Raw genomic sequence first — 23,191 nt, 5'->3', positions numbered from 1 at the left:
TGCTGGCGGGTTAGGCCGCTGTATTCTGAAAACAGAGTGATGCGGGCGAAGGTTCGGAGGCGGCAACTACATTACGTAAGAAAACTGCCGGCGGACGGTCCCTGCATAAAGAGCAGGTCTAATATGCTGAGTTCCGGTACAAAATCTTTACCAAACGTCTGTGAGTACGGACGAACCGACTTCCTGTCAGGTTTTGGCTGGCTAGCTGCTTTCGGAGTAAGCCAATCGCGCCGATCTAGGATTGAGGATTCTGGTAAAGAAGGGTTGAGGCCCGCAAGAGGGGTAGTAGAAGGAGAGAGGAAATCCGAAGTGAGCTGTACCGGTAGCCGAAGCCGCAGGCAGCGCAAATGAAATTCCAGGAGGCGGTAGTTAAGCTCAAAAAGGAGCCGTGGTTTCTGTACGTAAATGTCGTGGAGATAGTCGGCGTAATATTCGAAGTACGGCGTACCGCCGTATGCGGTTTGCAAAGTGCGCCAATGCCGGTGTACCCAGTTCTGGCTGTAATCGATTTCAATTTCTGAAGTCAGGACTTTCTCACTGCGGTTGCCATTGATAACGGGCACAGTAAGGGGCTGTACGCCTTGAGCCGTGAGGATAAGGCACCGGTTGCGGTAGGTTTGCTTGTGATAGTTGTCGTGGGCCTCCAGCAACAGGGCGTCGGCTCCAATCAGTTCAGCAAAGAAAGCGGCGGGCGGATTGTACTGCGACTCAAATAAAACAGCGGGCATGCAAAAAGTATTAGGCCTGAACCAGGCCATGCGAAAGCGTGATGATACAAGAAAGTGTGGAAATACCGGAGCAACTCCTATATTAGGAGAGTCCGGGCTGAATATTGCAGTATGCTTCCCGGATCTGGAACCGCAGTTGTAAAAGTGGGAAGACGTTTTTGAAACGACGTTTCGGGTCTTAGTGTTGGTCGGGCTTGTAGAGATGACTTTCCACAGCTTGCTCACCCTATTACCGCCAATCTGACATGATGCCTACTGTACTCCGGTTTTTACTACCCCTCTGCTTACTGGTAACTTCGCTGCTACCAGCCTTCGGGCAGCACCAGTTGCAGCTTGATGTAGCCACCTATCGGCATGATGATGTGGCCGTGAAGGGAACGGTGGTAGAAGTGTATGCCACCATTGCGGGCAAGCACCTTACGTATCAGCGGCGCGGCCCGAAAATGTATCAGGCCGGCGCTACGGTGCTGCTGGAGGTAATCAAGCCCGATGGCACGGCCGCGTACCAAGAAACCATTACGCTAAAGCCGCCTGTGCTTCGCGATACTACCGCGGCCATTAAAAATCCGGTGAGCTTTCAGAAGCGCATCAACCTGCCCGAAGGCCGCTACACGCTGCGGGGCCAGATGCGCGACCTATATCGCTCTGCCAACGTGGATATAGTGGAGCAGCCTCTGGTACTGGAGTTTGGCGGCAGCAAGCCCCGCATGAGCAGCATTGTATTGCTAAGCCGCCCGGCCAGCCGCTCTTCAGTAGAGGCCAATAATTTTATGCGCAACGGACTTAGCCTGACGAGGGCCGTGGGCGGGCTGTATGCGCGCGGAATGGATAAGCTGTACTTTTACGCCGAGCTGTACAACGTCACGGCCGAACAACCCTACATGGTCAGCTACCGCTTGCGCGCCGATAAGGCAACCAAAAATGTGGCGTCGGGCCAGGGCACTGTACTAGGTGCTTCCGGCAGATCAACCGTGCTGACGGGGGAGCTAGACATTAGTAAAGTACCGGCCGGCGAGTATACACTGACTTTGGAAATCCGAAACGCGAAAAAACAAGTGCTTTCCACTCAAACCACCCTGATGCGCCGCGACCCGGCCGATTACGCTCCGGTTGGGGCCGTTATGCCCCGATGAGTTCTGTTACCCCCGTTCTGAAGTCCTACCCCTGGTATTACCGGCCCCTAGAGTGGCTGCTGGTTGGTTTATCAAAATTGCCTCTACAGCTGCTGTACGGCCTTTCATTTATTCTGTATGTGCTGATGGCGCATGTTTTCCAGTATCGCCGAAAGGTAGTGCTGGAGAACATGCGCCATTCATTTCCTGAGAAGTCAGAGACGGAAATACAGCAGTTGGCTACGGCTTTCTATCGTCACTTTTCGGAGCTGATGGTAGAAATCCTGAAGCTGGCCTCCATGCCGGCCGCTGAGCTTAAAAAGCGGGTGTGGTTCAGCAACCCCGAGGTGATGGAGCGGCACTTTGCGCAGGGCCGCACCGTACTCGGGCTTTCCTCGCACGCTGGCAACTGGGAATGGGTGCTTACTTCCGGCGCCGTGTGGCTTTCGGCGCATACTGATGGGGTGTACAAGCCGCTGAGCAACCCGTTTTTTGAGAACTTTATGTACCGGCTGCGCACGCGCACAGGCTCGGGCCTCATTCCGATGCGCGACACGCTCCGCGACATGGTGCAGCGCAAAGGCGAAGTACGGGTGGTGAGTATGCTTTCTGACCAGGCCGCCGGCCCCGAAGACCGACCGTACTGGACCACGTTCATGAACCAGGACTCCGGCTTCTATACCAGCGCCGACCGCTTGGCCGCCAAGTTCAATTGTCCGGTAGTGTACGTGAGCATTCGGCGGCTCAAGCGCGGCTACTATCAGATTGTGCTCACGGAACTCTACGACGGCGACTCGCCGCTACCCAAAGACAGCTACCCCATTACGGACGCGTTTGTAAAGCAGCTAGAGCAGGATATCCGGCTGTTTCCGGCCGATTACCTCTGGACGCACCGCCGCTGGAAACACAAACGAGTAGCAAAATAAAAAGCGGAGAACGGAAGTTGCTGGCTGACTAGGTACGTCAGAGCCGCAAACCCCCGTTCTCCGCTTTTTTGTGTTACAGCCTACAAATACTGCTCAATGTCGCCGGCGCCTTGCCGAATGATGTCGAAATCTTCATTGGTGCAGTCGACCACGGTGCTGGCGATGTTGTTGCCGAAGCCCCCATCAATTACTAGGTCTACCAAGGGCCGGTATTTCTCAAAGATGAGGTCCGGATCGGTGCTGTATTCCAGAATTTCGTCGTCGTCGTGAATAGAGGTTGACACGATGGGGTTGCCTAGCTCGCGCACTAGCAGGGTACAGATTTGGTTATCGGGCACCCGAATGCCAACCGTTTTGCGCTTTACGCCGCCGTAGCGCGGGGCTTTGGTACTGGCCTCAAAAATGAAGGTATACGGCCCCGGCAAGGCCTTTTTCAGCACCTTGTACACCGGCGTTGTAATGTTGTGGGCGTAGTCGGTGATGTGGGACAGGTCGGAGCAGATAAAGGAAAGGTTGGCTTTTTCCGGATGAATGCCCTTAATCCGGCAGAGCTTTTCCACTGCCTTCGCGTTGTGAATATCACAGCCGAGGCCATACACCGTGTCGGTAGGATAAATGATAACGCCGCCTTTGCGCAGGATATCAACGGCTTGCTGAATTTTATTCTGAGGAGGATTATCGGGGTGAATGCGGAGCAGAGTGGCAGCCATAGCAGAACAGAGGTTGAGTGAGCATTCCGCCCCGGTTCCCTAGGGCATCGGGGGCGGTCAAGGTACAAGCAGATCCAGAAACCTGCTACTCTTTTCGGTAAAAAGGCTCAGTAGGTTGTGTTGGTGTTGGTTTGAGGACAGGAGGGACCTAGTAAAAGTGGTGCTACCTTCCGCAGGCCTGGTTTCCGGCTTCGGATTATTGTGCCGGGTGCTGAATAGAGCAAATGAAGAAACCGTACTTTTGAACTCCTGAACTACCTTGGGTTTGCTGGCGCACAGGGGCTAGTAACACCAAGCAGTATTCCTGTTTTGCTACCTCTTCTGTTTTCATGGCCAAAACCCGCATCGATTACAAGGCAAAAGCTACGCGTCGCCGCAACCGCTTTGCTTACCTCACCGGCATTTTCGGGCTGCTGCTGGTTACCTTTTCCTATTATTTCTATCAGGTTTTCTTTACGCCCAACGTCGAGACGAAAGGCCGCCCTACTTACGTTCTGGTGCGCAAAGGGCAGTCGGCCCGGTCGGTTCTCGATTCCATTGATGCCAGCGGCGTGGTGGTAGACAAATTGAGCCTGCGCTTTGTGGCGCGCCTGATGAAGTACGAAAAGCTGGTGAAGCCCGGTCGCTATGAACTCAAAGACGGCTACACCAACCGCCAGCTCATCAATGACCTGCGCACCGGCCGCCAGTCGCCGCTGAAGCTCACATTCCAGAACATTCGGCTGCGCGAAGACCTGGCCCGCAAGCTTAGCACTGCCATTGATGCCCGGCCCGGCCAGTTCGATTCGTTGCTCAGCAGCCCCAGCTACACCAAAAGCCTAGGCTTCGACACCACGAACATCCTCTCGATGTTTATCCCGAACACCTACGAGCTGTACTGGAACTCCTCGCCCGACAACCTCATGCAGCGCATGAAAAAGGAGTACGCCAAGTTCTGGACCCCGGCCCGCGACGCCAAGCGCGAAAAACTAGGCCTGAGCCGCACCCAGGTGAGCACGCTAGCCAGCATTGTGGAGGCCGAGCAGCAGCAGCACGCCGATGAGCGCCCCCGTGTAGCGGGCGTGTACCTCAACCGTCTCAAGCGCGGCATGAAGCTCCAGGCCGACCCCACCGTGGTGTACGCCAACCGCGACTTCACCATCAAGCGCGTGCTGAATGTGCATTTGGCCAAAGATTCGCCTTACAATACCTATAAATACAGTGGCCTGCCGCCGGGCCCCATCAACCTGCCCAGCATTGCTAGCATTGATGCCGTGCTGAACCCCGAAAGCCACGACTATCTGTACTTCTGCGCCAAGGAAGATTTTAGCGGCTACCACGCCTTTGCCCGCAATGAGCAGGAGCACCTCGTGAATGCCCGTCGCTACCAGGCCGCCCTCAGCCGCGCTGGTATTATGAAGTAAATCAGTTACCGGTTATTAGTCACGAGTTGCCAGTGAAAATCTGTTGCCGCTCACAACCTCAATCAGGCCTCTGAATATGTATCAATCCGACACCCACATCCGGGTACGCTATGCCGAAACGGACCAAATGGGCTACGTGTACCATGGCAATTACGCGGCCTATTTTGAAGTGTGCCGTACCGAGGCCTTCCGGCAGCTGGGCATCAGCTACAAAGATCTGGAAGCCGATGGGGTAGGGATGCCAGTAGGAGAAATTCGGACCCGATTCCGCCGCCCCGCCCGCTACGACGATTTGCTGACCGTACGCCTGCTGTTAAAGCAACCTGCCGAAGGCTCACGGGTGTTATTTGAGTACGAAATCTACAACGAGGCCCAGGAACTGCTCACCGAAGGCCATACCCTGATGGTGTTCGTGAGCATGGCCACCGGTCGGCCCGTGCCCGTACCACAGGATATTCAGGCCAAGCTGGCGCCGTACTTCACCGACGATGAAACTGCCGGCCCGCTCACGCCACCGAAAACACCTTCTGATGCGCCGGCCCCGGCGGCGTTCCTGAAAAAATGAGCACCTAGGAATGCTGCCAGCGCCGTTGCTGTTTCGTGAGCAGTACTGCTAGGTGCCTGTGTACTCGTAACCCATATCCATGCGTCTTCCCGTTCGTCGCTACCACTTGCCCGATGTGCGCCGCCGCCGGTCTTACCGGCAGTTCATCGTGTTCTTGAAGCAGCTGCGCTTTCATGGCGGCAAGGCCTCGGTGTATGACGTAGTGGACCGGCTGCTGCAGGAAATCAAGCTCGATGGCGTAGCCAAGCGCGCTAGTTATATGGCGTTCAACTTCACCATCGCCATCTTTCCCACCATCATCTTTCTGTTCACGCTCATTCCCTATATCCCCGTTCCCAACCTGAACGTGGACATTCTGCAGTTCCTGTCGGATCTAATGCCGAAGGAAATGTACGTAGCCGTTTCCGGCACCATTGAGGATATTCTAAATATTCAGCACGGCGGTTTGCTGTCGTTTGGTTTCGCTACAGCTCTGGTACTCAGCTCCAATGGCATCATGGCCTTGCTTGATGCCTTTGAGAAAAAGTATCCGTCGTTTAAAAAGCGCACCTACGTCCGGAAGCGCGTCATTGCTACCCTGCTCACGGTGGTGTTGTCGGCGGTGTTGCTGTTTGCCGTGGTGGGTATCTTCTTCGGGACCTACATCATTGATGCGCTGGTGTTCAATGAAATCGTTCCCGAGCGCCTTACCGATCAGTTGATTACGCTGCTGCGCTACGGCTCGGTGGTGGGCCTATTTCTGCTCGCAACGTGCCTGGTGTACTACTACGTGCCGCCCATTCACGACAAATGGCCCTTTCTGTCGGCCGGCTCGGTGGTAGCCACGCTGCTGATTTTTCTGGTGTCGTTTCTGTTTATTCTTTACGTCAAGATTTTCGACAGCTATAACCACTTTTATGGCTCCATCGGCACGCTGGTAGGCTTTATGGTGTGGCTTGATTTTGTGTGCATGACCCTGATTCTCGGCTTTGAAGTCAACGTCAGCATTGATGCCGTGACCGGACGCCTGAAGCGGCCGGAGCTGGCCGCCCGTCACACGGTATAATTAGTGATTTGAGAATGAGCGGCTAAGCCAAAAAGTGAAAGAAAAAAACTGCCGCCTTATTGCACCTTAATATTTGCTGGCTACTTTTGCCATCCCAAACCACTCAGTTGGGCCTTACAGAGAGGTGGCAGAGTGGTCGAATGCGACGGATTCGAAATCCGTTATACCTGCAAGGGTATCGGGGGTTCGAATCCCCCCCTCTCTGCAAAAAGCTTTTTCAAATCGAGAAGAAGCCGTATTATTGTTGAATACCGCAAGGACGCATCCAGCTTACTTTCTAGAGGAGTGGCAGAGTGGTCGATTGCGGCGGTCTTGAAAACCGTTGAGGGTTAAACCTCCGGGGGTTCGAATCCCTCCTCCTCTGCGAACCGCGCGGTATCCAACAGCAAACCGTCTGACTTAACAGTCAGGCGGTTTTGTTTTTTAGGCCCAGTTATGGGAACTTACTGCTCAGCTTAAGGGTAGTGAGGGTTCGCCAGACTACTGCTTCCGCTGCATAGTATAGGTAGTAGCTGGTATGCCTGTTGTGATTTTGCCCCTCTATGTCTGAATTGCTTTACGATATCAACCTGCAACAATTGCCCGATGAGTTTCTGACGGGCGACTGGCGGGTAGCTGACCGCATTCTGAACCGAACTGATCCGCATACGGCGCTGGCTCAGGCCGAGCGGTTTCAGCTGCAGCCCGGTCGGGTAGATGTGCTGGCCCCCGGACAAAAAGACTCGGGCCGCTGGCTGGTGCAGCGCGATACCTTGCTGAACCGGCCATATCTGGAGCTGAATCTGGAAAAAGAGCAAACCCGAGCCCTGGTAACGCGCCTGCGCCGCTCCCGCGACGGGATAATCAGCCAGCTCAACCTCTATTTTCAGTCGGGCATGGAAATGCAGCTTACCCGACCTTAGTCTGTTTCTAAACGCCAAACGGTTTGCTTCATATGGCTTTAGCCGATTCTGATAACCTTGCTTCCTTGTCTGCCGCTTCAGCAGCTCCTATAAGCCCTTCCGTGGCTACTTCCGTACTGCTGGCCACTACGGATGCCGCCGGACAAATAGCGTATGCCAGTCCGCAGCTTCTTCAGTACACGGGCCTTTCGTTCACTCAGGTAGTTGAACAGTGGGCTTCACTGATTCATCCCGACGATCAGGCCCGCATTATTGGGCAGTGGCAGACGGCACTGAGCAGCGGACAAGAGTATCAACTAGAGTTTCGGTTGCGCCGCCACGATGGCCAGTACCGCTGGGTGCGTAGCAACGGCTACCCTCAAGTAGATGAGCAAGGCTCAGTGCAGCAATGGATTTCCAGCATCGTGGATGTAGAGAAGCTGCGCGACGGAACGGCAGCCGGTATTGGTTCAGCTGAGGATTTTAGCCTATTAGCGGAGCTGATTCCCCAGCTTGTCTGGACTACCGATCCGCAGGGGTTTCATACCTACTTCAATCAGCGCTGGACCAACTTCACGGGCTACACCCTGGCCGACAGCGTGGGCCCCGATATGTGGAACAACCTGCTCCACCCCGATGACCGGGAGCGGGCCCGTCAGGTGTGGGGCCACTCGCTGGCTACCGGCGAGTTCTACGAAATCGAATACCGCTTTAAATCGCAGAGCAACGACTATCGGTGGTTTTTGGGACAGGCGGTGCCCGTGCGCGATGAGGCCGGCCAGATTGTGAAATGGTTTGGTACCTGCACCGACATCCACGACCAGAAAATGCAGCAACTGGCCCTGCGCAAGCGGGAGCAGGACTTTACCAGCCTGGCCAATGCCATTCCGCAGCTAGCCTGGATGGCCGACGAAACCGGTAGCATTGTGTGGTACAACGACCGGTGGTTTCGGTTTACGGGCACTACCCTGGATGAAATGCTGGGTTGGGGCTGGCAGAAAGTACACCACCCAGATTTCGTAGAGGCTGTCACGGCTGGCTTCAAGCAAGCCATTGCTGTTGGCGAGAAATGGGAAGACACCTTTCCGCTGCGCCGCCACGATGGGGAGTACCGCTGGTTTTTGAGCCGCGCGCTGCCCGTGCGCGACGATGATGGCCGAATAGTACGTTGGTGCGGCACCAATACCGATGTAACCGAGCAGAAACAACTGCAGGACCAGCTGGAGCGCGCCTACGCTGATTTGGAAGCGAAAGTAATGTTCCGGACGCTTGATCTGGAGCGCGAAGTGCAGGAGCTGCGCCAGCGCCTCGGCGAATAACCAACCCTCGTAAACCATCAAAAAGCCCGTCTTGCTCAGGAGCAAAGCGGGCTTTTTGCGTTTAGAAGCGGAGGCTACCTAGTAAAATCGGCTAAACCGGTTGGCCGCTATTCTTCAGTATCCTGTCCTTTTTTCAGCTCGGCATCCAGGAAATAGGCGCCGCGGCGCACGAGGCGGGTTGTGTCCGGAATGGGATCTAGTACATTCACCACCACATCACCGTTTTCGGCGGCTCCCGTTTTCACGCGGTAGCGGTGGTACACGTTGGGCGCCGTTTGGGCGAAGATGTAGCTGAACTCACCCGCCTGCACAATGGCTTCTTCGGGCAACGTACGCTGGCGGGCGCCCGCCGTCTGGATATGGGCCGATACGTACTGGCCGGGTAGCACATCGTCGCGCTCTGGCTCCAGGTGGGCGTGCACGCTCACGGTCCGGGCATCTTCATTAAAGGCCTTTCCTACCAGAAACACCCTAGCGCCCATGTCCTCATTCGAGCCGCGGCTGGGTATCTTGAACAAGATGTGCTGCCCAACTTTCACGCGGGCAATGTCGCGCTCAAACACCTTCAGCTCCAGGTGCAGATCCGAGCGGTCCACGATTTCCACCAGCACATCCTGCGGATTTACGAACTGGCCGGGGTTCATGCTCACGGTTTTAACGTAGCCCTTGATGGGCGAGACAAGAGGTACCGTAGAGGATATTTCGCCTTTATCGAGGCGGACCATAGAAATGCCCAGCATGCGCAGCTGTCCGGCCGTAGAGCGCAGCAGTGCCTGCTCCGAGGCATAGTCGCTTTGGGCCTGCTGCAGCTTGCGTTTGGCGCCTACGTCTTCGGCATCGAGGGTTTGCTGGCGCTGCAGCTCCTTTTGCAGAAAGGCTACGCGGGCTTTGCTTTGGAGGTATTCTTGCTGGAGCTTCAGATAATCGGGGTGGCGCAATACGGCCACCACACCGCCACGCGCCACCTGCTGGCCCGGTAGTACCGCCACGCTCTGCACGTAGCCGCCCATCACGGCCGACACCGACGCATGGTTTTGGGGCGGTACATCAATGCTGCCATTGGCCTGCACATCAGAAGTCATGTTTTTCCAGGTGAAGGCGCCCGTTTCCAGCCCGGCTGCTTTGGCCAGGGCGGGGCTTACGCTTAGCTGGTTAGGGTTTGAGGCCGGAGCAGGGGTAGTAGGCCGTGCTGCCGCTTCGGTTTGGGTAGTTTTATCCGAGCCGCAGGAAGCCAGCACAAGACCCGCAGCCAGCAGAAGAAAAGTCGATTTCATGAGGAAGAGGTTGGGCAAAGCAGGATCGGTTTGGAGAGGAATGGCACCTAGTAAACCGCGCCGCTGCAGAAGGCTATTGAGAATCGGGGCCGGTGAGGGCCTGAAGTTGCAGTACCAGCTCGTTGTATTGCCGGATTTGGTCGAGGTACGCCGCGCGAATTTGCCAGGCCGGCTCCGTGTTCACCACGTATTCTACATATTCCACGTCGCCGGCCCGGAAGCTTTTTTCAGCGGTGTCCAGAATAAGGCGGGCCTGCGGTAAGGCGCTCTGCTCATAGTACGTAAGCGAGGCCCGGGCCCGGCCGAGTTGTTGGCGCAGGCCGGCTAGCTCGCCGCTTAGCTGGGTGGCTGCGTAGCGTAGCTGAGATGCAGCCGCCTGCTCGCCCAGCCGGGCCGCCTGGATGCGGCCTTTCTGCACTCCACCCAGCAGCGGCACTGCCACCCCGGCCTGGGCCACATGAAAGCCGTTTTCCTTGTTGATAGTCTGGTTGAAATAGCCCAGGCGCACATCGGGCAGGCGGCGCAACTGCTCCACGCGCGTTTGGCGGCGGCTGGTTTCCACTTCTTGCTCCAGCAGGGCCAGGGTAGGGTTAGAGGCCGATGTGAGGCTAGCCGTATCGGCGGGCAGGAGGGGGGCAACGGCTGCTGCTGTGGTATCGATGGTGGCGGGGCGGCCTAGGTTCAAGAGTACGCCCAACCGCTGCTGCTGCACTTGCCGGTCGGTGATGACAATGGCCAGCCGGTTTTGTAGTTCCCGCATGCGTGCCTCCGCCGATACCTGCTCCAGCCGGTTGGTTTCGCCCGTCTGGTACCGGATTTTGGCAGCACGGGCGGCCCGGCGGTACAGGCTGTCTTGGCGCCGAAGCAGGGCGGCACGGCGGTAGCTCAGCAGCAACTCATAATAGGTGCTCCGGATGGTGCGGGTAAGCTCCCGGCGCTGGGCGCGCACACGCTGCTCCGCCGTCAGGATCTGTCCCTCAAGCAGGCGGCGCTGAGCCCCATATACGCCGGGCAGGGCTGTTTGCTGCACAATGTTCAGGCTCTGGTCGCGCAAGGGTCCTGAAATCTGGCCCACCTGAAAATCGACCACCGTGCGAGGTACATCATAACCGGTTCGCGCGAGGGCACGTTGGCGCTCTACTTCCAGCGCGCCGCCTTGCACCAACAAGCTCTGGCGCAACCCCGTTTGCACGGCCTGTTCCAGCGTGAGCGGCCCATCTGCCGAAGCAAGAGCAGGAGCAGGGGCTGCCGGGGGCGGCAGCGTGCGGGGCGTCGTCTGGGCCCCGGCGAGGCCGGGCAACAACAGCAGCAGGAAAAAAAGGTATTTCAACATATGCAGTAGCAGCAACCGAGGCCCGGTTTGCGCGGGCCGAAGGGCTAGGAAAGGGTTATAGCTCATGATTCTCCCGGGCATCGGCCAGGGTTTCGGGCGTGGGCTCAGTGGGGCTGGGCTCACCGTCTTTGGTAAAGAAGGTATAAAGCACGGGCAGCACCACCAGGGTAAGCAGGGTAGCCGAAATCAGGCCGCCAATAACCACCGTAGCCAGTGGCTTCTGCACCTCGGCGCCACCTGAGTTGCTCAGGGCCATGGGCAGGAAGCCCAGGGAGGCCACGGCCGCCGTGAGCAGCACCGGCCGGAACCGCTCTGCCGTAGCCCTCACTACCCGTTCCCGCACCGAGTCAATACCCACTAGCGCCAGTTCATTAATGCTGGCTACCAGTACAATACCGTTCAGCACTGCTACCCCAAACAAGGCAATAAAGCCTACTCCCGCCGAAATGCTGAAGGGCATACCGCGCAGCCACAACCCCATAATGCCCCCAATGGCCGCCAGCGGAATACCCGTAAAAATGAGCAGGGCCTGCTTTACAGAGTGAAACGAAAGATACAGCAGCACGAAAATCAGGAGCAGCGCCACGGGCACGGCCACTGCCAGCCGCGACTTCGCCTGTTGCAGATTCTCGAACTGCCCGCCGTATTTCAGGGAGTAGCCTTCGGGCAGTTTGAGGCCAGCGGTGAGTTGCTGCTGAATGTCCTGCACCAAGCTCTCCACGTCGCGGTTGCGCACGTTCACGCCAATATTGATGCGGCGCCGGGCATCATCGCGCGATACCTGAATAGGCGCATTGCGGAAGTCAACGGCAGCAACCTCTTCCAGGGGGACTTTCTCCCCGTTGGGCAGATCTACGTAAAGCGCACGTAGGTCCTGAATGCCGCGGCGGTTGGTGCTATCGAGGCGCACCACCAGGTCAAAGCGCCGCTCGCCCTCGTACACTTGGCCTGCTACGTCGCCGGCAAAGGAGGCCCGCAGCAGCGTGTTCAGCTCCGAAACCTGGAGGCCATACTGCGCCAGCTTGCTGCGGTTGTAGGTCACGCGCAACTGCGGGAGGGCGGCAATCTGTTCCACCTTCAGGTCGCCAACGCCAGCCAGCGGACGAATGAGGGCGGCTGCTTCATTGGCTTTCTCAAACAGCAGCCCTAGGTCGTCGCCGTAAATCTTGATGCTGATATCAGACTTTACCCCGGAAATCAGCTCGTTGAAGCGCATCTGGATGGGCTGCTGAAACTCCAGGCTCACACCGGGCACGCCGGCCAGCGCCTCGCTCATCTTACCAGCCAGCTCCTCGCGGGTTTCTGCCGAGGTCCATTCCTTCTGGGGCTTGAGCACCACAATCTGGTCGGAGTCTTCCAGCGACATGGGGTCGGTGGGAATTTCCGAGGTGCCAATCTTGCTGACTACCTGCTCTACTTCCGGGAACCGCTCCAGCAGGATTTTCTGCACCTGTGTGCTGGTAGCAATGCTTTGAGCCAACGACGAGCCGGGAGGCAACCCTACGTACACGGCAAAGTCGCCTTCATCCAGCTGCGGAATGAACTCACCACCCATACGCGCAAACACTACCCCCGCCAGCACCAGTAACCCTAGGGCCGCTCCGGCCACCAACCCCCGCAGTCGCAGCGCGCCATGAATAATGGGCCGGTAGCCGCGGTACAGAAATTTCATGATGCGGTCGGCGAAGGTGCCTTCCTCCTTGATATCCTTGCGCAGGGCCCACGCCGATACGGCCGGCACATACGTGAGGCACAAGAGCATGGCCCCGATGATGGCAAAGCTCACGGTAAGGGCCATGGGCCGGAACATCTTACCCTCAATGCCAGTAAGGGCCAGAATGGGCAGATATACAATGAGAATGATGAGCTGCCCGAACAAAGCTGAGCGCATCATGCGGGTAGCGGCGGTTTCGGCTACCTGGTCCATGGATTCGTGCTCCGCTTTGGCGCGGAAGTGCACGAGGTGGAAAATCATGGCTTCCACAATAATCACGGCGCCGTCCACAATCAGTCCGAAATCCAGCGCGCCCAGGCTCATGAGGTTGGCCGAAACGCCAAACGTGCGCATCAGGCCCAGCGCAAACAGCATGCACAGCGGAATCATGGAGGCAACTACCAACCCGGCCCGCCAGTTGCCGAGCAGCAGCAGTAGCACCACCATCACAATAATGCCGCCTTCAATCAGGTTTTTGGCTACGGTGTGAATGGCCGTGTCTACTAGCTTGGTGCGGTCGAGGAAGGGGCGCACATACAGGCCTTCGGGGAGCAGTTTGTTAATTTCCTCTACTCGCGCCTTCACGCCCTTGATGGTTTGCTCCGAGGAGGCACCTTTCAGCATCAGCACGATGCCGCCCACGGTCTCGCCCTTGCCATCGAAGGTCATGGCGCCGTAGCGCATGGAGTGCCCAAAGCGCACATCGGCTACGTCGCGCACCAGCAGCGGCACGTTGTTGACTTGCTTAATCACCATGCTGCCTACATCTTGCAAAGAAGCCGCCCGGCCTTCGCCCCGGATAAAGTAGGCGTTGCGGCCGCGCTCCAGGTACGAGCCGCCCGTGTTGGCATTGCCGGCTTCGAGGGCGCGGTACAACTCACCCATCGTGACGCCGCTGGCGTTGAGGCGCTCGGGGCTGACGCTCACCTCGTATTGGCGCACGTACCCTCCAAAGCTGCTCACATCTACTACCCCCGGCACGCCCGCCAACTGCCGCTTTACTACCCAGTCCTGCACCTCGCGCAGCTTAGACAGGGAAAACTTCTGCTCGAAGCCAGACTTGATGCCGATACTGTACTGATAGATTTCGCCGAGGCCAGTTGTGATAGGCGCCATTTCGGGGCGCCCCATGCCAGCGCCCAGCTCGGCTTCTGCCGTGCGCAGCTTCTCGGCCACCAGCTGGCGGGTTTCCAGCGTACTCACGTCGTCATCGAACACAACCGTGACGACAGAAAGGCCAAAGCGCGAGGTAGAACGGATTTCGGTAACGCCCGGAATGGTGCGCAGGCTTAGCTCCAGCGGAATGGTAAGCAGCTGCTCCACCTCTTGGGCCGCCAGCGCCGGCGACTGGGTGATTACCTGAACCTGGTTGTTAGTGACATCGGGAATGGCATCGAGGGGGAGGTGAACGGCCGAATAGCCGCCCCAGCTCACCAAGGCCAGGAGCATGAGCACCACAAACAGCTTGTTGTGGATACTAGCCCTAATAATGCGGGAAAGCATAGAAGAAGGGGTTGCGGCCGCCGGCAGGGGTAGTGAAACCCTGTATGGTGCTGCGCCGCCCGCACCGTAACGGCAAGGCAACCAGCAACAGCCAACCGCCGCAACAAACAAGCGTTCAGACGGGTAGCCGGAGGCAAATCAGCAGAAAGAAAAGGGGGTTGCGTGGGAGCAACGGGGCCAGGCACGCAGACGCGCTTCGCCTGGGGGCGGCCAGCAGACTAGGCTCGCGGGGGCTCCAGCAGAGGCCGCGCCATACTGAACGCATACAGCGGGCCCGAGGCCACGCGGTAGTCGGCGGCGGGCCACCCTATGGCCGGCGCGGCCAGCCGCAGGGGGCTAGCGGGCAGCACGAAGCTCACCATCACGCAATCGTGGTGGTGCTGCTCCAGCGGGAGTTTCTGGTGGTCCTGGGCGTCGCGGGAGGAGTAGGGGTGGCGGCGGTGGTCGGCGCCGTGGGGGCCGTAGTGCAGCAACAGAAACGCCAGCGGCGAGAGATGCCCTTCGGCCAGGGTGCGGTGGTAGCGGTAGTGGCGAGCCAGCTCAGGCAATTTGCCCAGCTCCGAGAGGTCGTTTTGCGGCACCAGGCCGCTACCCAACATCAGCATCCCCAGAAAGAAGGCCACGACCTGTTTCATTGTGGCAAAAGTAACTCCTCCAAAAAGGAGTTGCTTGTAAAAACTGCTTTTACCGGCAAATTTGGAATCGGTATGAATTTAGGCTCTCCGAAAAATCTGCCTCTCCATCAGGTGGTTGCTGGCCAAAACGACCCTAGCGGTACCCGCTGCCTTGGACTTCGCGCTGCTGCATTATCTGGCTGAAATTAATTCATCTATGTAGCTACAACCACGGTACGGATGCGGCCGTACTGTCAGGGCTTGTGGTTGAGCTAGTGCGCTCAATCAACCCATTGTAAGTATGCTGAAATTTCTTCTGAGCCTGGTAGTCCTGCTGGGGTTCACTGCGCGTCCGGCCAAGGCCTATTCCGTGCTCACTCACCAAGCGAACATCGATTCGACGTGGGAGCGGTGTTTGGTGCCATTGCTGCAAAGCCGCTACCCCGGTGCCACCTATGAAGCGCTGAAGGAAGCCAAAAGCTATGCCTACGGGGGCTCTATTCTGCAGGACATGGGCTACTACCCCTTTGGCTCGGTGCTGTTCACCAACCTGACGCACTATGTGCGCAGCGGCGACTTCGTGCGCAATCTGCTAGATGAGGCCCACAACCGAAACGAGTATGCCTTTGCCCTCGGGGCGTTGGCACACTATGCCGCCGACGTGAACGGTCATCCGGCGGGCACCAATAAAGCCATGCCTTCGGTATATCCAGAGCTGAAAGCCAAGTTTGGCAACTCTATCACGTATGAGGAAGCGCCGGTGCAGCACACGCAGCTGGAGTTTGCCTTTGACGTGGTGCAGGTGGCCGCCGGCCGCTACCGCTCCGCCGATTATCAGCGCTACATTGGTTTTCAGGTAAGCAAGCCCGTGCTAGAGCGCGCCTTTCTGAAAACGTATGGTCTGGAGCTGGGGCAGGTGGTGCTGAACGTGGATCTGGCCGTGGCTTCCTTTCGCTTTGCTGTGCGCAGCCTGATTCCGATTGCCAGTCGGGCCGCGTGGCAGTCGCAAAAAAATGATATCCGCAAGCTAAGCCCCCAGGCTCGCCGCCGCGAGTATGTGTACAAGGAAAGTGAGCGGCAGTACCGCAAGCGCTACGGCTCCGATTACGAGCATCCGGGCACAGGCGCCCGCATTCTGTCGTACTTCGTGCGGGTGCTGCCCAAAATTGGGCCGCTCAAGCCGTTTGCCTTCAAAATTCCCACTCCGGAAGCCCAAGAATTGTTTAAAGCTAGCTTTAAAGGCGTGATGCGCAGCTACTGCACGCTGCTGGAGAAGGAACCCCGTGATACCTTAGCTCTAGCCCCTGCCTTAGCCAATACCGATTTTGATACGGGCAAACCAACCAAGCTGGGAGAGTATGCGCTAACCGACGAAACGTACGGTGAATGGCTCCGCAAGCTGGCCGATACTAAATTTGAGAAGCTGACCGCCCCGCAGCAGCAGCACATACTAGCCTTCTTCAACTCGCCTACTACGGAGCCAGCTGCCAAGGAAGAGAAGGAAGCCGATGAGCGCCGTAAAACCCTGGAAGCCCTGGACCAGTTGCGGGCCAAGCAACTGCCTAAGTAATAGCGAAAGTGCAAAGAGCCCCAGTGGGGCTCCAGCGTAAGCTATGCGGCTTTGTAATGAGAAGTGACCTAGTACGAGCGGTATGCCCGAAAGCGGCGATAGTTTGGCCGATGCACGTATGCCTTTCCTTTTACCTTGGCCCGCACAAAAGGTAGCTTGTGGCCCAAGCTAGGCAACGCCGCCGACGAGTCAATGGGCAAGCAAAACGACAACACGAACAACAGCAACGAAAAGCGGAGTACGAGAGCAGACATGAAGAGCAAGTAATGCGTGAAAACAGAGCGTGTTTGTGATTCAAAACTACAGGCACTCTTCACCGCACTGCTAGCTATTATCTCTACAGTCGTGCTTTCTGTTTGAACCGCTTTCCATTGTATCTGAAGCAATACCCAAAACCAAAAAAGCTGCTCCATCCAGTTGGATAGGGCAGCTTTTGGTGGTAAATCTACCGGTTGCCACAAAACACGAGGCTAATTAAATCGGCTTGATAGGTTACGGCTGGGTGGTATTCTCGCGCACCAAACCGCTGCTCAGGCGGCGCAGTACAATCTCAGCCTGTTTGGCCTGGTACCGGATATCGAGCAGGCGCACTTCGGCGTCGAGCTGGCTACGCTGGGCCTCCCGCAACGCTAGGGGCGTCAGGAGCCCAAGGCGGTAGCGCTCCAGGGCAATGGCCACATTTTCGCGGGCTAGCAGTATGTTCGATTCCTCCAACTCCAGCAGTTGCAGGCGGTTCTGGTATTGGGCGTATGCCTGTTCGGCCTCGGCATCAAGCTGGAGTTGCGTTTGCTCGAGTTGGAGGCGACTTTGGTCGCCGGCAATGCGCGCATTCTGCTCCAGGCGGTTGCGGTTAAACCCATCGAAGATGGGCACCGTGGCTACTACCCCATAGTTGAGGCCATACGTGCGGCCCGTGTTGGTTACCAGCTGCGTACCGAAGAAGGCGGCGCCGTTGATGTTGCGGTTCAGGCCATACCCGGAGGTAAGCCCGATTTGCGGAAACCGCGACGCCCGAACCAAGCGGCGGTCATAGTCGGCCACTTCGATATTGGTGCGGGCCTGTTGCAACCGCGGGTTGTTCTGGCGCACCGCCTGCAACACCGCTTCCCGCTCCAGGTCCTGCGCTACCACAATCGAGTTTTGGGGCTGAAAATCGAGGTTGGGGTTGCGGCCCAGCAGGTTGTTGAGGTTGATTTTAGCCGTTTTCAGCGCTTCCTGCTGCTGAATGAGCACCGAGCGGTCGGCGTTGTAGTCCACGCGGGCCGTGAGCACCTCTACCTTGGCACTCACTCCTACATCTACCCGCGCCTGGGTTAAGTCAATGCGGGCTTGGCCTATTTTCAGGGCTTCCTCAATGGAGTTGATTTTGCCTGATTCCCGGACTACTACAAAATACGCATCGGTGATGCTGGCTACCGTTTCCTCTACCGTAGCGCGCGTAAGCTGCCGCTGACTTTGCTCCAGGGCCTTGAGGCGGTCGTAGGCAATGAACATCCCAAAGCCATCAAAAATGGTCCAGGTGGCGGTTACGTTCGTGTTTAGCAGGTTCGACTTGGCATTGTTGGCAATGCTAGGCTCGGGCCGGCTCGACGACTCCTGCCGCACATTGTTGCGGTTGAAGGTACGGGTAAGGTTGCCATTTACGGTGGGCAGCTGCCCGGCATTGCCGCGGGTTACGTTGTTCTCGGCAATGCGCACATCCTGCCTGGAAAGGCGAATGTCATAGTTGTTTTCAACTCCAATCCGGATGGCATCGGCCAGCGTCAGGAAGGGCGCCGAATTTACAGTTTCGGGCTTTTCTGTTTGGGGCTTGCTCTGCGGCGTAGTTGTCGGCTTACCAGAAGGCAGTACTGGCTGCTGCGCCAGCACGGCCAGGGGAGAGGCAGCTAACAGAATCGCAAAAACGAGGGGACGGCGCATGGAGGAAATCAACGGCTGAAAGGAGCGCGGCGAACAAGAGGAATACATCAAAATTACGCTGCTACGGCTTTTTCTTCGGCTTCCGGCTGCTTGTGCTTATGCTTTTTAGCCGTGGCGAAATACGAGTACATCACGGGCACCACGTACAGGGTAAGTGCCGTGGCAAAAAACAAACCGCCTACTACCCCAATACCCATGGCCCGGCGGCTCAGGGCACCCGCACCCGACGCCACCGCAATCGGCAGAATACCCAGAATGGCGCACAACGAGGTCATCAAAATTGGGCGGAAGCGGGCCGTGGCGCCTTCAATCAGGCCGGTCATGTAGTCTTTGCCGTTCTCCACCTGTTGGTTGGCAAATTCCACAATCAAGATACCGTTCTTAGTTACTAGCCCTACCAGCATGATAATGCCAATTTGGGAGAACAGGTTAAGCGTCTGGTTGAAGTACCACAGGCTCAGTAACGCGCCAGAAAGCGCCAGCGGTACCGTCACCATGATGATAACCGGGTCGCGGAAGCTTTCAAACTGAGCCGCCAGCACCAGATAAATAAGTACTAGGGCCAAACCGAACGCAAACACCAACGACGAAGAGCTTTCCTGGAAGTCGCGGGAGGCGCCGGCAAGTTCTGTCGAGAAGGTATCGTCGAGGTTTTTGTCGGCAATAGCCTGCATGGCCGCAATACCGTCGCCGAGGGTACGGCCGGGGGCTAGCGAGGCCGAGAAGGTGGCCGAGTTGTAGCGGTTGAAGCGGTAGAGCTGCGGCGGGGTGCTGCTTTCCTCCAGCCGGATTACGTTATCCAGCTGAATCAACTCGCCGTTGGCGTTCTTCACCGAAAGCAGGCGTACATCCAAGGGCTGGCTGCGGTCTTCGCGCGCTACCTGCCCAATAATTTGATACTGCTTGCCTTCCCGGATAAAGTAACCGTAGCGCTGCCCGCTCAAACCCGACTGCAACGTCTGGCTGATGCTCTGTACCGACACGCCCAGGCTTTGCGCCTTTTCGCGGTCGATGTTTACGCGCAGCTCCGGCTTGTTGAATTTCAGGTTTACGTCTACGAACTGGAACGTGGGGTCTTGGCGGGCAGCATCCAGAAACTTCGGTACTGCCGTGCGGAGCTTATCGAAGTCCTGGGTCTGGATTACGAACTGCACCGGCAAGCCGCCGCCACCGCCACCAATACTCTGGTCTTGCGAAACCGAGGTGCGGGCCGCCGGTAGGCGCTTCACCCCTGCACTGAGCTTGTCGGAAATCTGCTGCTGGCCTACTTCCCGTTCGTCGGCATCAAGCAGCAGCACCCGTGCAATACCGGAGTTAGAGCCTCCGCCAAAACCCGGCGAGGTCACGGCAAATACGCTGCTCAGGTTTCGCTGGCCCGTCGAGTCCATGGCCAGCTGCGTGAGCTGAGTCATATACTTATCCATAAACTCAAATGAGGCACCTTCCGGGCCCGTGGCATTCACGTTTACGCGGCTTCGGTCCTCCACGGGGGCTAGCTCAGAGGGAATCACTTTCATGAAATACCAGATGCCCACGCCGGTGCCTACTACCACCAGCCAAGCCAGCCAGCGGTTGCGCAGGAAGGTTTGCAGGCTGTCCTGGTAGCCGCCAATCATCTTCACGAAGAAGGGCTCGGTTTTTCGGTAAAACCAGTTGTGCTTTTCCTCGCGCTTCAGTAGCACCGAGCACATCATGGGCGTTAAGGTCAACGAGACGAAGGCCGAAATGAGTACCGAACCGGCTACCACAATGCCAAACTCGCGGAACAGGCGCCCCGTGATACCCGTCAGGAATACTACGGGTAGGAACACCGCCGCCAGTACCACCGTGGTACTGATTACGGCCATCAGAATCTCCTCAGAGCCTTTGATGGCGGCCGTTTTGGGGTCTTCGCCTTCCTCAATTCGCGAGTAGATGTTCTCCAGCACCACAATGGCGTCATCTACTACCAGACCAATGGCCAGCACAATGGCCAGGAGCGTGAGTACGTTGATGGAGAAGTTCATCAGGTACATCACGAAGAAGATACCCACCAACGACACCGGAATGGCTACCACTGGAATAATAGTGGAACGCCAGTCGCGCAGGAACAGGAAAATGATGATTACTACCAGCACGAAAGCCTCGATGATGGTGTGCTCTACTTCCGTGATGGACTTGCGAATGAACACCGAGTTATCGAAGCCCGGCTTTAGGACCAGGTCCTTAGGCAAATCTTTGCCATAGAGCTCGATGCGCTTGTTAAACTCATCGGCAATGTCAATCTGGTTGGAGCCAGGCTGCGGAATTACGGCCAAACCCACCATCGGCACGCCATTTACCTTGAAAATGGTTTGGTCGTTTTCGGGGTAGAGTTCCGCGTAGCCAATGTCAGAAAGGCGTACCAGGGAGGCTTCGTCTTTGCGAATAATCAGGTTGTTGAAATCCTCGACGGTAGAAAGCCGACCCATAGTGCGCAAGGTCAGTTGGGTGGCTTCGCCCTGTACCGCGCCGCTAGGCAGCTCCACGTTTTCGCGGGTAAGGGCTGCCTGCACATCCACCGGCGATACGCCTAGGGCTGACAGCTTCACCGGGTCAAGCCACAGGCGCATGGAGTATTTCCGCTCGCCATACACCCGGATTTCGGAAACGCCGGGAATGGTTTGGAGGCGCTCCTTTAGCGTATTGTTGGCAAAGTCCGTCAGCTCGAGCAAGGTGCGCTTGTTGCTGCTCATGTAGGTCATCACAATGGGCTGCGAGTCGGCGTTGGCCTTACTCACTACCGGCGGGTCGATATCGCGCGGCAGGCGGCCCTGTGCCCCCGATACCTTGTCGCGCACGTCGTTAGCGGCCGTTTCTAGGTCGGCGTCGAGGTCGAACTCTACGGTAATCTGAGTGCGGCCGTCGCGGCTGTTGGAGGTCAGGTTCTTGATGCCCTGGATGCCGTTGAGGGCTTCTTCCAACGGTTCCGTTACCTGGCCCTGCATAACATCGGCCGAGGCGCCGGTGTAGGAAGCTGATACCGTGATGATGGGTGGGTCGACGCTCGGGTACTCCCGCACGCTGAGGTAGCGAAACCCAATCACCCCGAAAATCACGATGACCAGGCTCATCACAATGGCGAGCACGGGCCGGTTAATACTGGTGGAGGATAAGCTCATATTCGTACTATTATCTCGCAGGGTTGGATAGTGGTAAGGCAATGAATGCCCAAGCGGATAAGCCGGCGCTGCTTGCCAAGGCTTAGATTACCACAGCCAACTGCGTGGAATGTTACTTAGTGACCCGTACGGCGTCGCCGGGTTTAACCTGCAGAATACCAGTCCGGATAACCGAGTCGCCAACGGCTAGGCCATCCGTAATCTGAATCAGGCGGTCGGAGCGCACCCCAATCTTCACCTTCTTGGGTACCATTTTGCCGTTTTCCACCGTGTATACGCTATAGCCGGAAGCTTCCGGAATAACGGTTTCAGTGGGTACCTGCAAGGCTTCGGAGGTCTGGCCCAGCTGGAGGTTTACCTTCACGAAGGCGCCGGGACGCAGTTCGTTTTGGGTGTTGGCGTAGCGGGCCCGCACGGTTTGGGTGCGGCTCACGGGGTCAATCTGAGGGTCGAGGGCGTACACCTTGGCCTCGTACTTCTTGTTGGAGGCTTCGTCGGTAATCGTGATGGGGTCGCCGGTGCGCACTAGGTTCGCAAAACGGCTGGGCACGGTGAAGTCAATTTTAACCGGTTTCACGCGCGAAAGAGTCGTGATTTCGGCGCCGGGGCTCACGTACGTGCCCACAGTTGCGGTAGTCAGGCCCAGCACGCCATCGAAGGGTGCCCGCACGTATGCTTTAGCCAGCGAAGCACGTAGCGTCGCCAAATCGGCCTGAGCCGTGAGCAGCTGGTTGTTGGCTTGCTCGTATTCCTGGGCGCTGATGTATTCTTTATCGAGCAGGGTTTTCTGGCGGCGCTCCTGGTCCCGAAACAACTTAATGTTGTACTCCTGCTTGCGCAGATTCGATTGAATTTCGTCGGCGTTGATGCTCAGCAGTAGCTGCCCTTTGCGCACCGGCTGGCCTTCCTTGATGTTGAGGCTGGTAATCTTGCCCGAAATTTCGCTTTTAATAACTACCGACTCCTCCGCCAGAATAGAGCCCGTAGCGGCTACTTCATCGGCAAGGTTGGTGGTTTTCACTACGTACACCTCTACCGGTAGCTTTTGTCCGCTGCCCTTGGCACCAGGGCCAGCGCCTCCGGCGGCACCTTTACCACCACCAGCTCCGCCTTTACCGCCGCCTTTTTCGGCCGTCTGGGAGGGGAAGTACGTTATTTTGATAAACGCCAGCGCCCCTACAATGGCCAACGCCACCAGCATCCAGATGATGCGGCGGCCGGTGTTGCCAGAGCGGGTTTCGGTTACGTCTTGTTCGATGTGTTCTTGGGTTTGCATGTACCTCTAAGGAGTGGGCCCGGTTTAACGCAGTGTGTGGGCAGGAAGTGCCACAGTCACAACGCGTACAAGCAGGTTTAGGTTAAGACGAGGGGTAGGAGGCTTGTAGGCGGGGGTAAGACACAAAAAACGGGGCGAGGTTGCGCGAGGCACCTCGA

18 protein-coding genes and 2 tRNA genes are annotated in these 23,191 nt (G+C 57.3%); 10 read left to right on the top strand and 10 right to left on the bottom strand.

Going from position 1 to position 23,191, the window contains the following annotated elements; all coding sequences use genetic code 11:
- Window positions 1–71: 71 nt before the first annotated feature.
- The gene (locus ACYVHC_RS05715) at window positions 72–728 is read right to left on the bottom strand and encodes a WbqC family protein (protein ID WP_460612701.1); all 657 of its coding nucleotides are present in this window, start codon (window positions 726–728) and stop codon (window positions 72–74) included.
- Between the two features lie 245 nt (window positions 729–973).
- Between ACYVHC_RS05715 and ACYVHC_RS05710 the strand changes: the two genes are divergently transcribed.
- Complete coding sequence (locus ACYVHC_RS05710; RefSeq protein WP_460612700.1) at window positions 974–1,861, top strand: hypothetical protein; 888 nt, start codon at window positions 974–976, stop codon at window positions 1,859–1,861.
- The gene (locus ACYVHC_RS05705; protein WP_460612699.1) at window positions 1,858–2,766 is read left to right on the top strand and encodes a lysophospholipid acyltransferase family protein; all 909 of its coding nucleotides are present in this window, start codon (window positions 1,858–1,860) and stop codon (window positions 2,764–2,766) included. Before ACYVHC_RS05710 ends, ACYVHC_RS05705 begins: the two co-directional genes overlap by 4 nt.
- Before the next feature lie 80 nt (window positions 2,767–2,846).
- Here ACYVHC_RS05705 and ACYVHC_RS05700 read toward each other — a convergent pair whose 3' ends face one another.
- Entirely contained in the window at window positions 2,847–3,476 is a 630-nt protein-coding gene (locus tag ACYVHC_RS05700; RefSeq protein ID WP_460612698.1) for an L-threonylcarbamoyladenylate synthase, read from the bottom strand.
- A gap of 329 nt (window positions 3,477–3,805) precedes the next feature.
- On the opposite strand from ACYVHC_RS05700, the gene mltG reads away from it, so the two are divergent.
- The 7 genes from mltG to ACYVHC_RS05665 all read left to right on the top strand — a co-directional run bounded on the left by mltG (window position 3,806) and on the right by ACYVHC_RS05665 (window position 8,689).
- Window positions 3,806–4,879 carry an endolytic transglycosylase MltG gene (gene mltG, locus ACYVHC_RS05695; RefSeq protein WP_460612697.1) on the top strand — a complete coding sequence of 358 codons (1,074 nt, stop codon included), beginning with the start codon at window positions 3,806–3,808 and terminating at the stop codon, window positions 4,877–4,879.
- Between the two features lie 76 nt (window positions 4,880–4,955).
- Entirely contained in the window at window positions 4,956–5,444 is a 489-nt protein-coding gene (locus ACYVHC_RS05690) for an acyl-CoA thioesterase (RefSeq protein WP_460612696.1), read from the top strand.
- A 79-nt stretch (window positions 5,445–5,523) separates the two neighbouring features.
- Window positions 5,524–6,489 (top strand): YihY/virulence factor BrkB family protein, encoded by a 966-nt coding sequence (locus ACYVHC_RS05685; RefSeq protein ID WP_460612695.1) that lies wholly within the window; start codon window positions 5,524–5,526, stop codon window positions 6,487–6,489.
- 118 nt (window positions 6,490–6,607) lie between these two features.
- Window positions 6,608–6,694, top strand: a tRNA-Ser gene (locus ACYVHC_RS05680).
- A 74-nt stretch (window positions 6,695–6,768) separates the two neighbouring features.
- Window positions 6,769–6,853, top strand: a tRNA-Ser gene (locus tag ACYVHC_RS05675).
- A gap of 178 nt (window positions 6,854–7,031) precedes the next feature.
- Window positions 7,032–7,391 carry a hypothetical protein gene (locus ACYVHC_RS05670; protein WP_460612694.1) on the top strand — a complete coding sequence of 120 codons (360 nt, stop codon included), beginning with the start codon at window positions 7,032–7,034 and terminating at the stop codon, window positions 7,389–7,391.
- Between the two features lie 32 nt (window positions 7,392–7,423).
- A complete protein-coding gene (locus ACYVHC_RS05665) occupies window positions 7,424–8,689 on the top strand; it encodes a PAS domain-containing protein (RefSeq protein WP_460612693.1) in 1,266 nt (421 codons plus the stop codon).
- Between the two features lie 107 nt (window positions 8,690–8,796).
- On the opposite strand, the gene ACYVHC_RS05660 is transcribed toward ACYVHC_RS05665, so the two are convergent.
- The 4 genes from ACYVHC_RS05660 to ACYVHC_RS05645 all read right to left on the bottom strand — a co-directional run bounded on the left by ACYVHC_RS05660 (window position 8,797) and on the right by ACYVHC_RS05645 (window position 15,148).
- Window positions 8,797–9,963 (bottom strand): efflux RND transporter periplasmic adaptor subunit, encoded by a 1,167-nt coding sequence (locus tag ACYVHC_RS05660; RefSeq protein ID WP_460612692.1) that lies wholly within the window; start codon window positions 9,961–9,963, stop codon window positions 8,797–8,799.
- A gap of 73 nt (window positions 9,964–10,036) precedes the next feature.
- Window positions 10,037–11,296, bottom strand: coding sequence for a TolC family protein (locus ACYVHC_RS05655; RefSeq protein ID WP_460612691.1), 1,260 nt, complete (start codon window positions 11,294–11,296; stop codon window positions 10,037–10,039).
- A gap of 55 nt (window positions 11,297–11,351) precedes the next feature.
- Entirely contained in the window at window positions 11,352–14,513 is a 3,162-nt protein-coding gene (locus ACYVHC_RS05650) for an efflux RND transporter permease subunit (protein ID WP_460612690.1), read from the bottom strand.
- A 218-nt stretch (window positions 14,514–14,731) separates the two neighbouring features.
- A complete protein-coding gene (locus ACYVHC_RS05645) occupies window positions 14,732–15,148 on the bottom strand; it encodes a hypothetical protein (RefSeq protein ID WP_460612689.1) in 417 nt (138 codons plus the stop codon).
- Between the two features lie 280 nt (window positions 15,149–15,428).
- Here ACYVHC_RS05645 and ACYVHC_RS05640 point away from each other — a divergent pair, with 280 nt between their 5' ends.
- Window positions 15,429–16,697: a zinc dependent phospholipase C family protein gene (locus ACYVHC_RS05640; protein WP_460612688.1), complete on the top strand. Its 1,269-nt coding sequence runs from the start codon at window positions 15,429–15,431 to the stop codon at window positions 16,695–16,697.
- A 68-nt stretch (window positions 16,698–16,765) separates the two neighbouring features.
- Here ACYVHC_RS05640 and ACYVHC_RS05635 read toward each other — a convergent pair whose 3' ends face one another.
- From ACYVHC_RS05635 to ACYVHC_RS05620, 4 genes are all read right to left on the bottom strand, one after another.
- Complete coding sequence (locus ACYVHC_RS05635; RefSeq protein ID WP_460612687.1) at window positions 16,766–16,951, bottom strand: hypothetical protein; 186 nt, start codon at window positions 16,949–16,951, stop codon at window positions 16,766–16,768.
- 238 nt (window positions 16,952–17,189) lie between these two features.
- Window positions 17,190–18,617, bottom strand: a complete 1,428-nt coding sequence (locus tag ACYVHC_RS05630) for a TolC family protein (RefSeq protein ID WP_460612686.1) — start codon at window positions 18,615–18,617, stop codon at window positions 17,190–17,192.
- 53 nt (window positions 18,618–18,670) lie between these two features.
- Window positions 18,671–21,757: an efflux RND transporter permease subunit gene (locus ACYVHC_RS05625; protein WP_460612685.1), complete on the bottom strand. Its 3,087-nt coding sequence runs from the start codon at window positions 21,755–21,757 to the stop codon at window positions 18,671–18,673.
- A 112-nt stretch (window positions 21,758–21,869) separates the two neighbouring features.
- Window positions 21,870–23,033 (bottom strand): efflux RND transporter periplasmic adaptor subunit, encoded by a 1,164-nt coding sequence (locus tag ACYVHC_RS05620; protein ID WP_460612684.1) that lies wholly within the window; start codon window positions 23,031–23,033, stop codon window positions 21,870–21,872.
- Window positions 23,034–23,191 lie beyond the last annotated feature (158 nt).

Source organism: Hymenobacter seoulensis (assembly GCF_054780535.1).
Note: the sequence above shows the minus strand (reverse complement) of the source record. Positions and strands in the feature narration are given on the sequence as shown.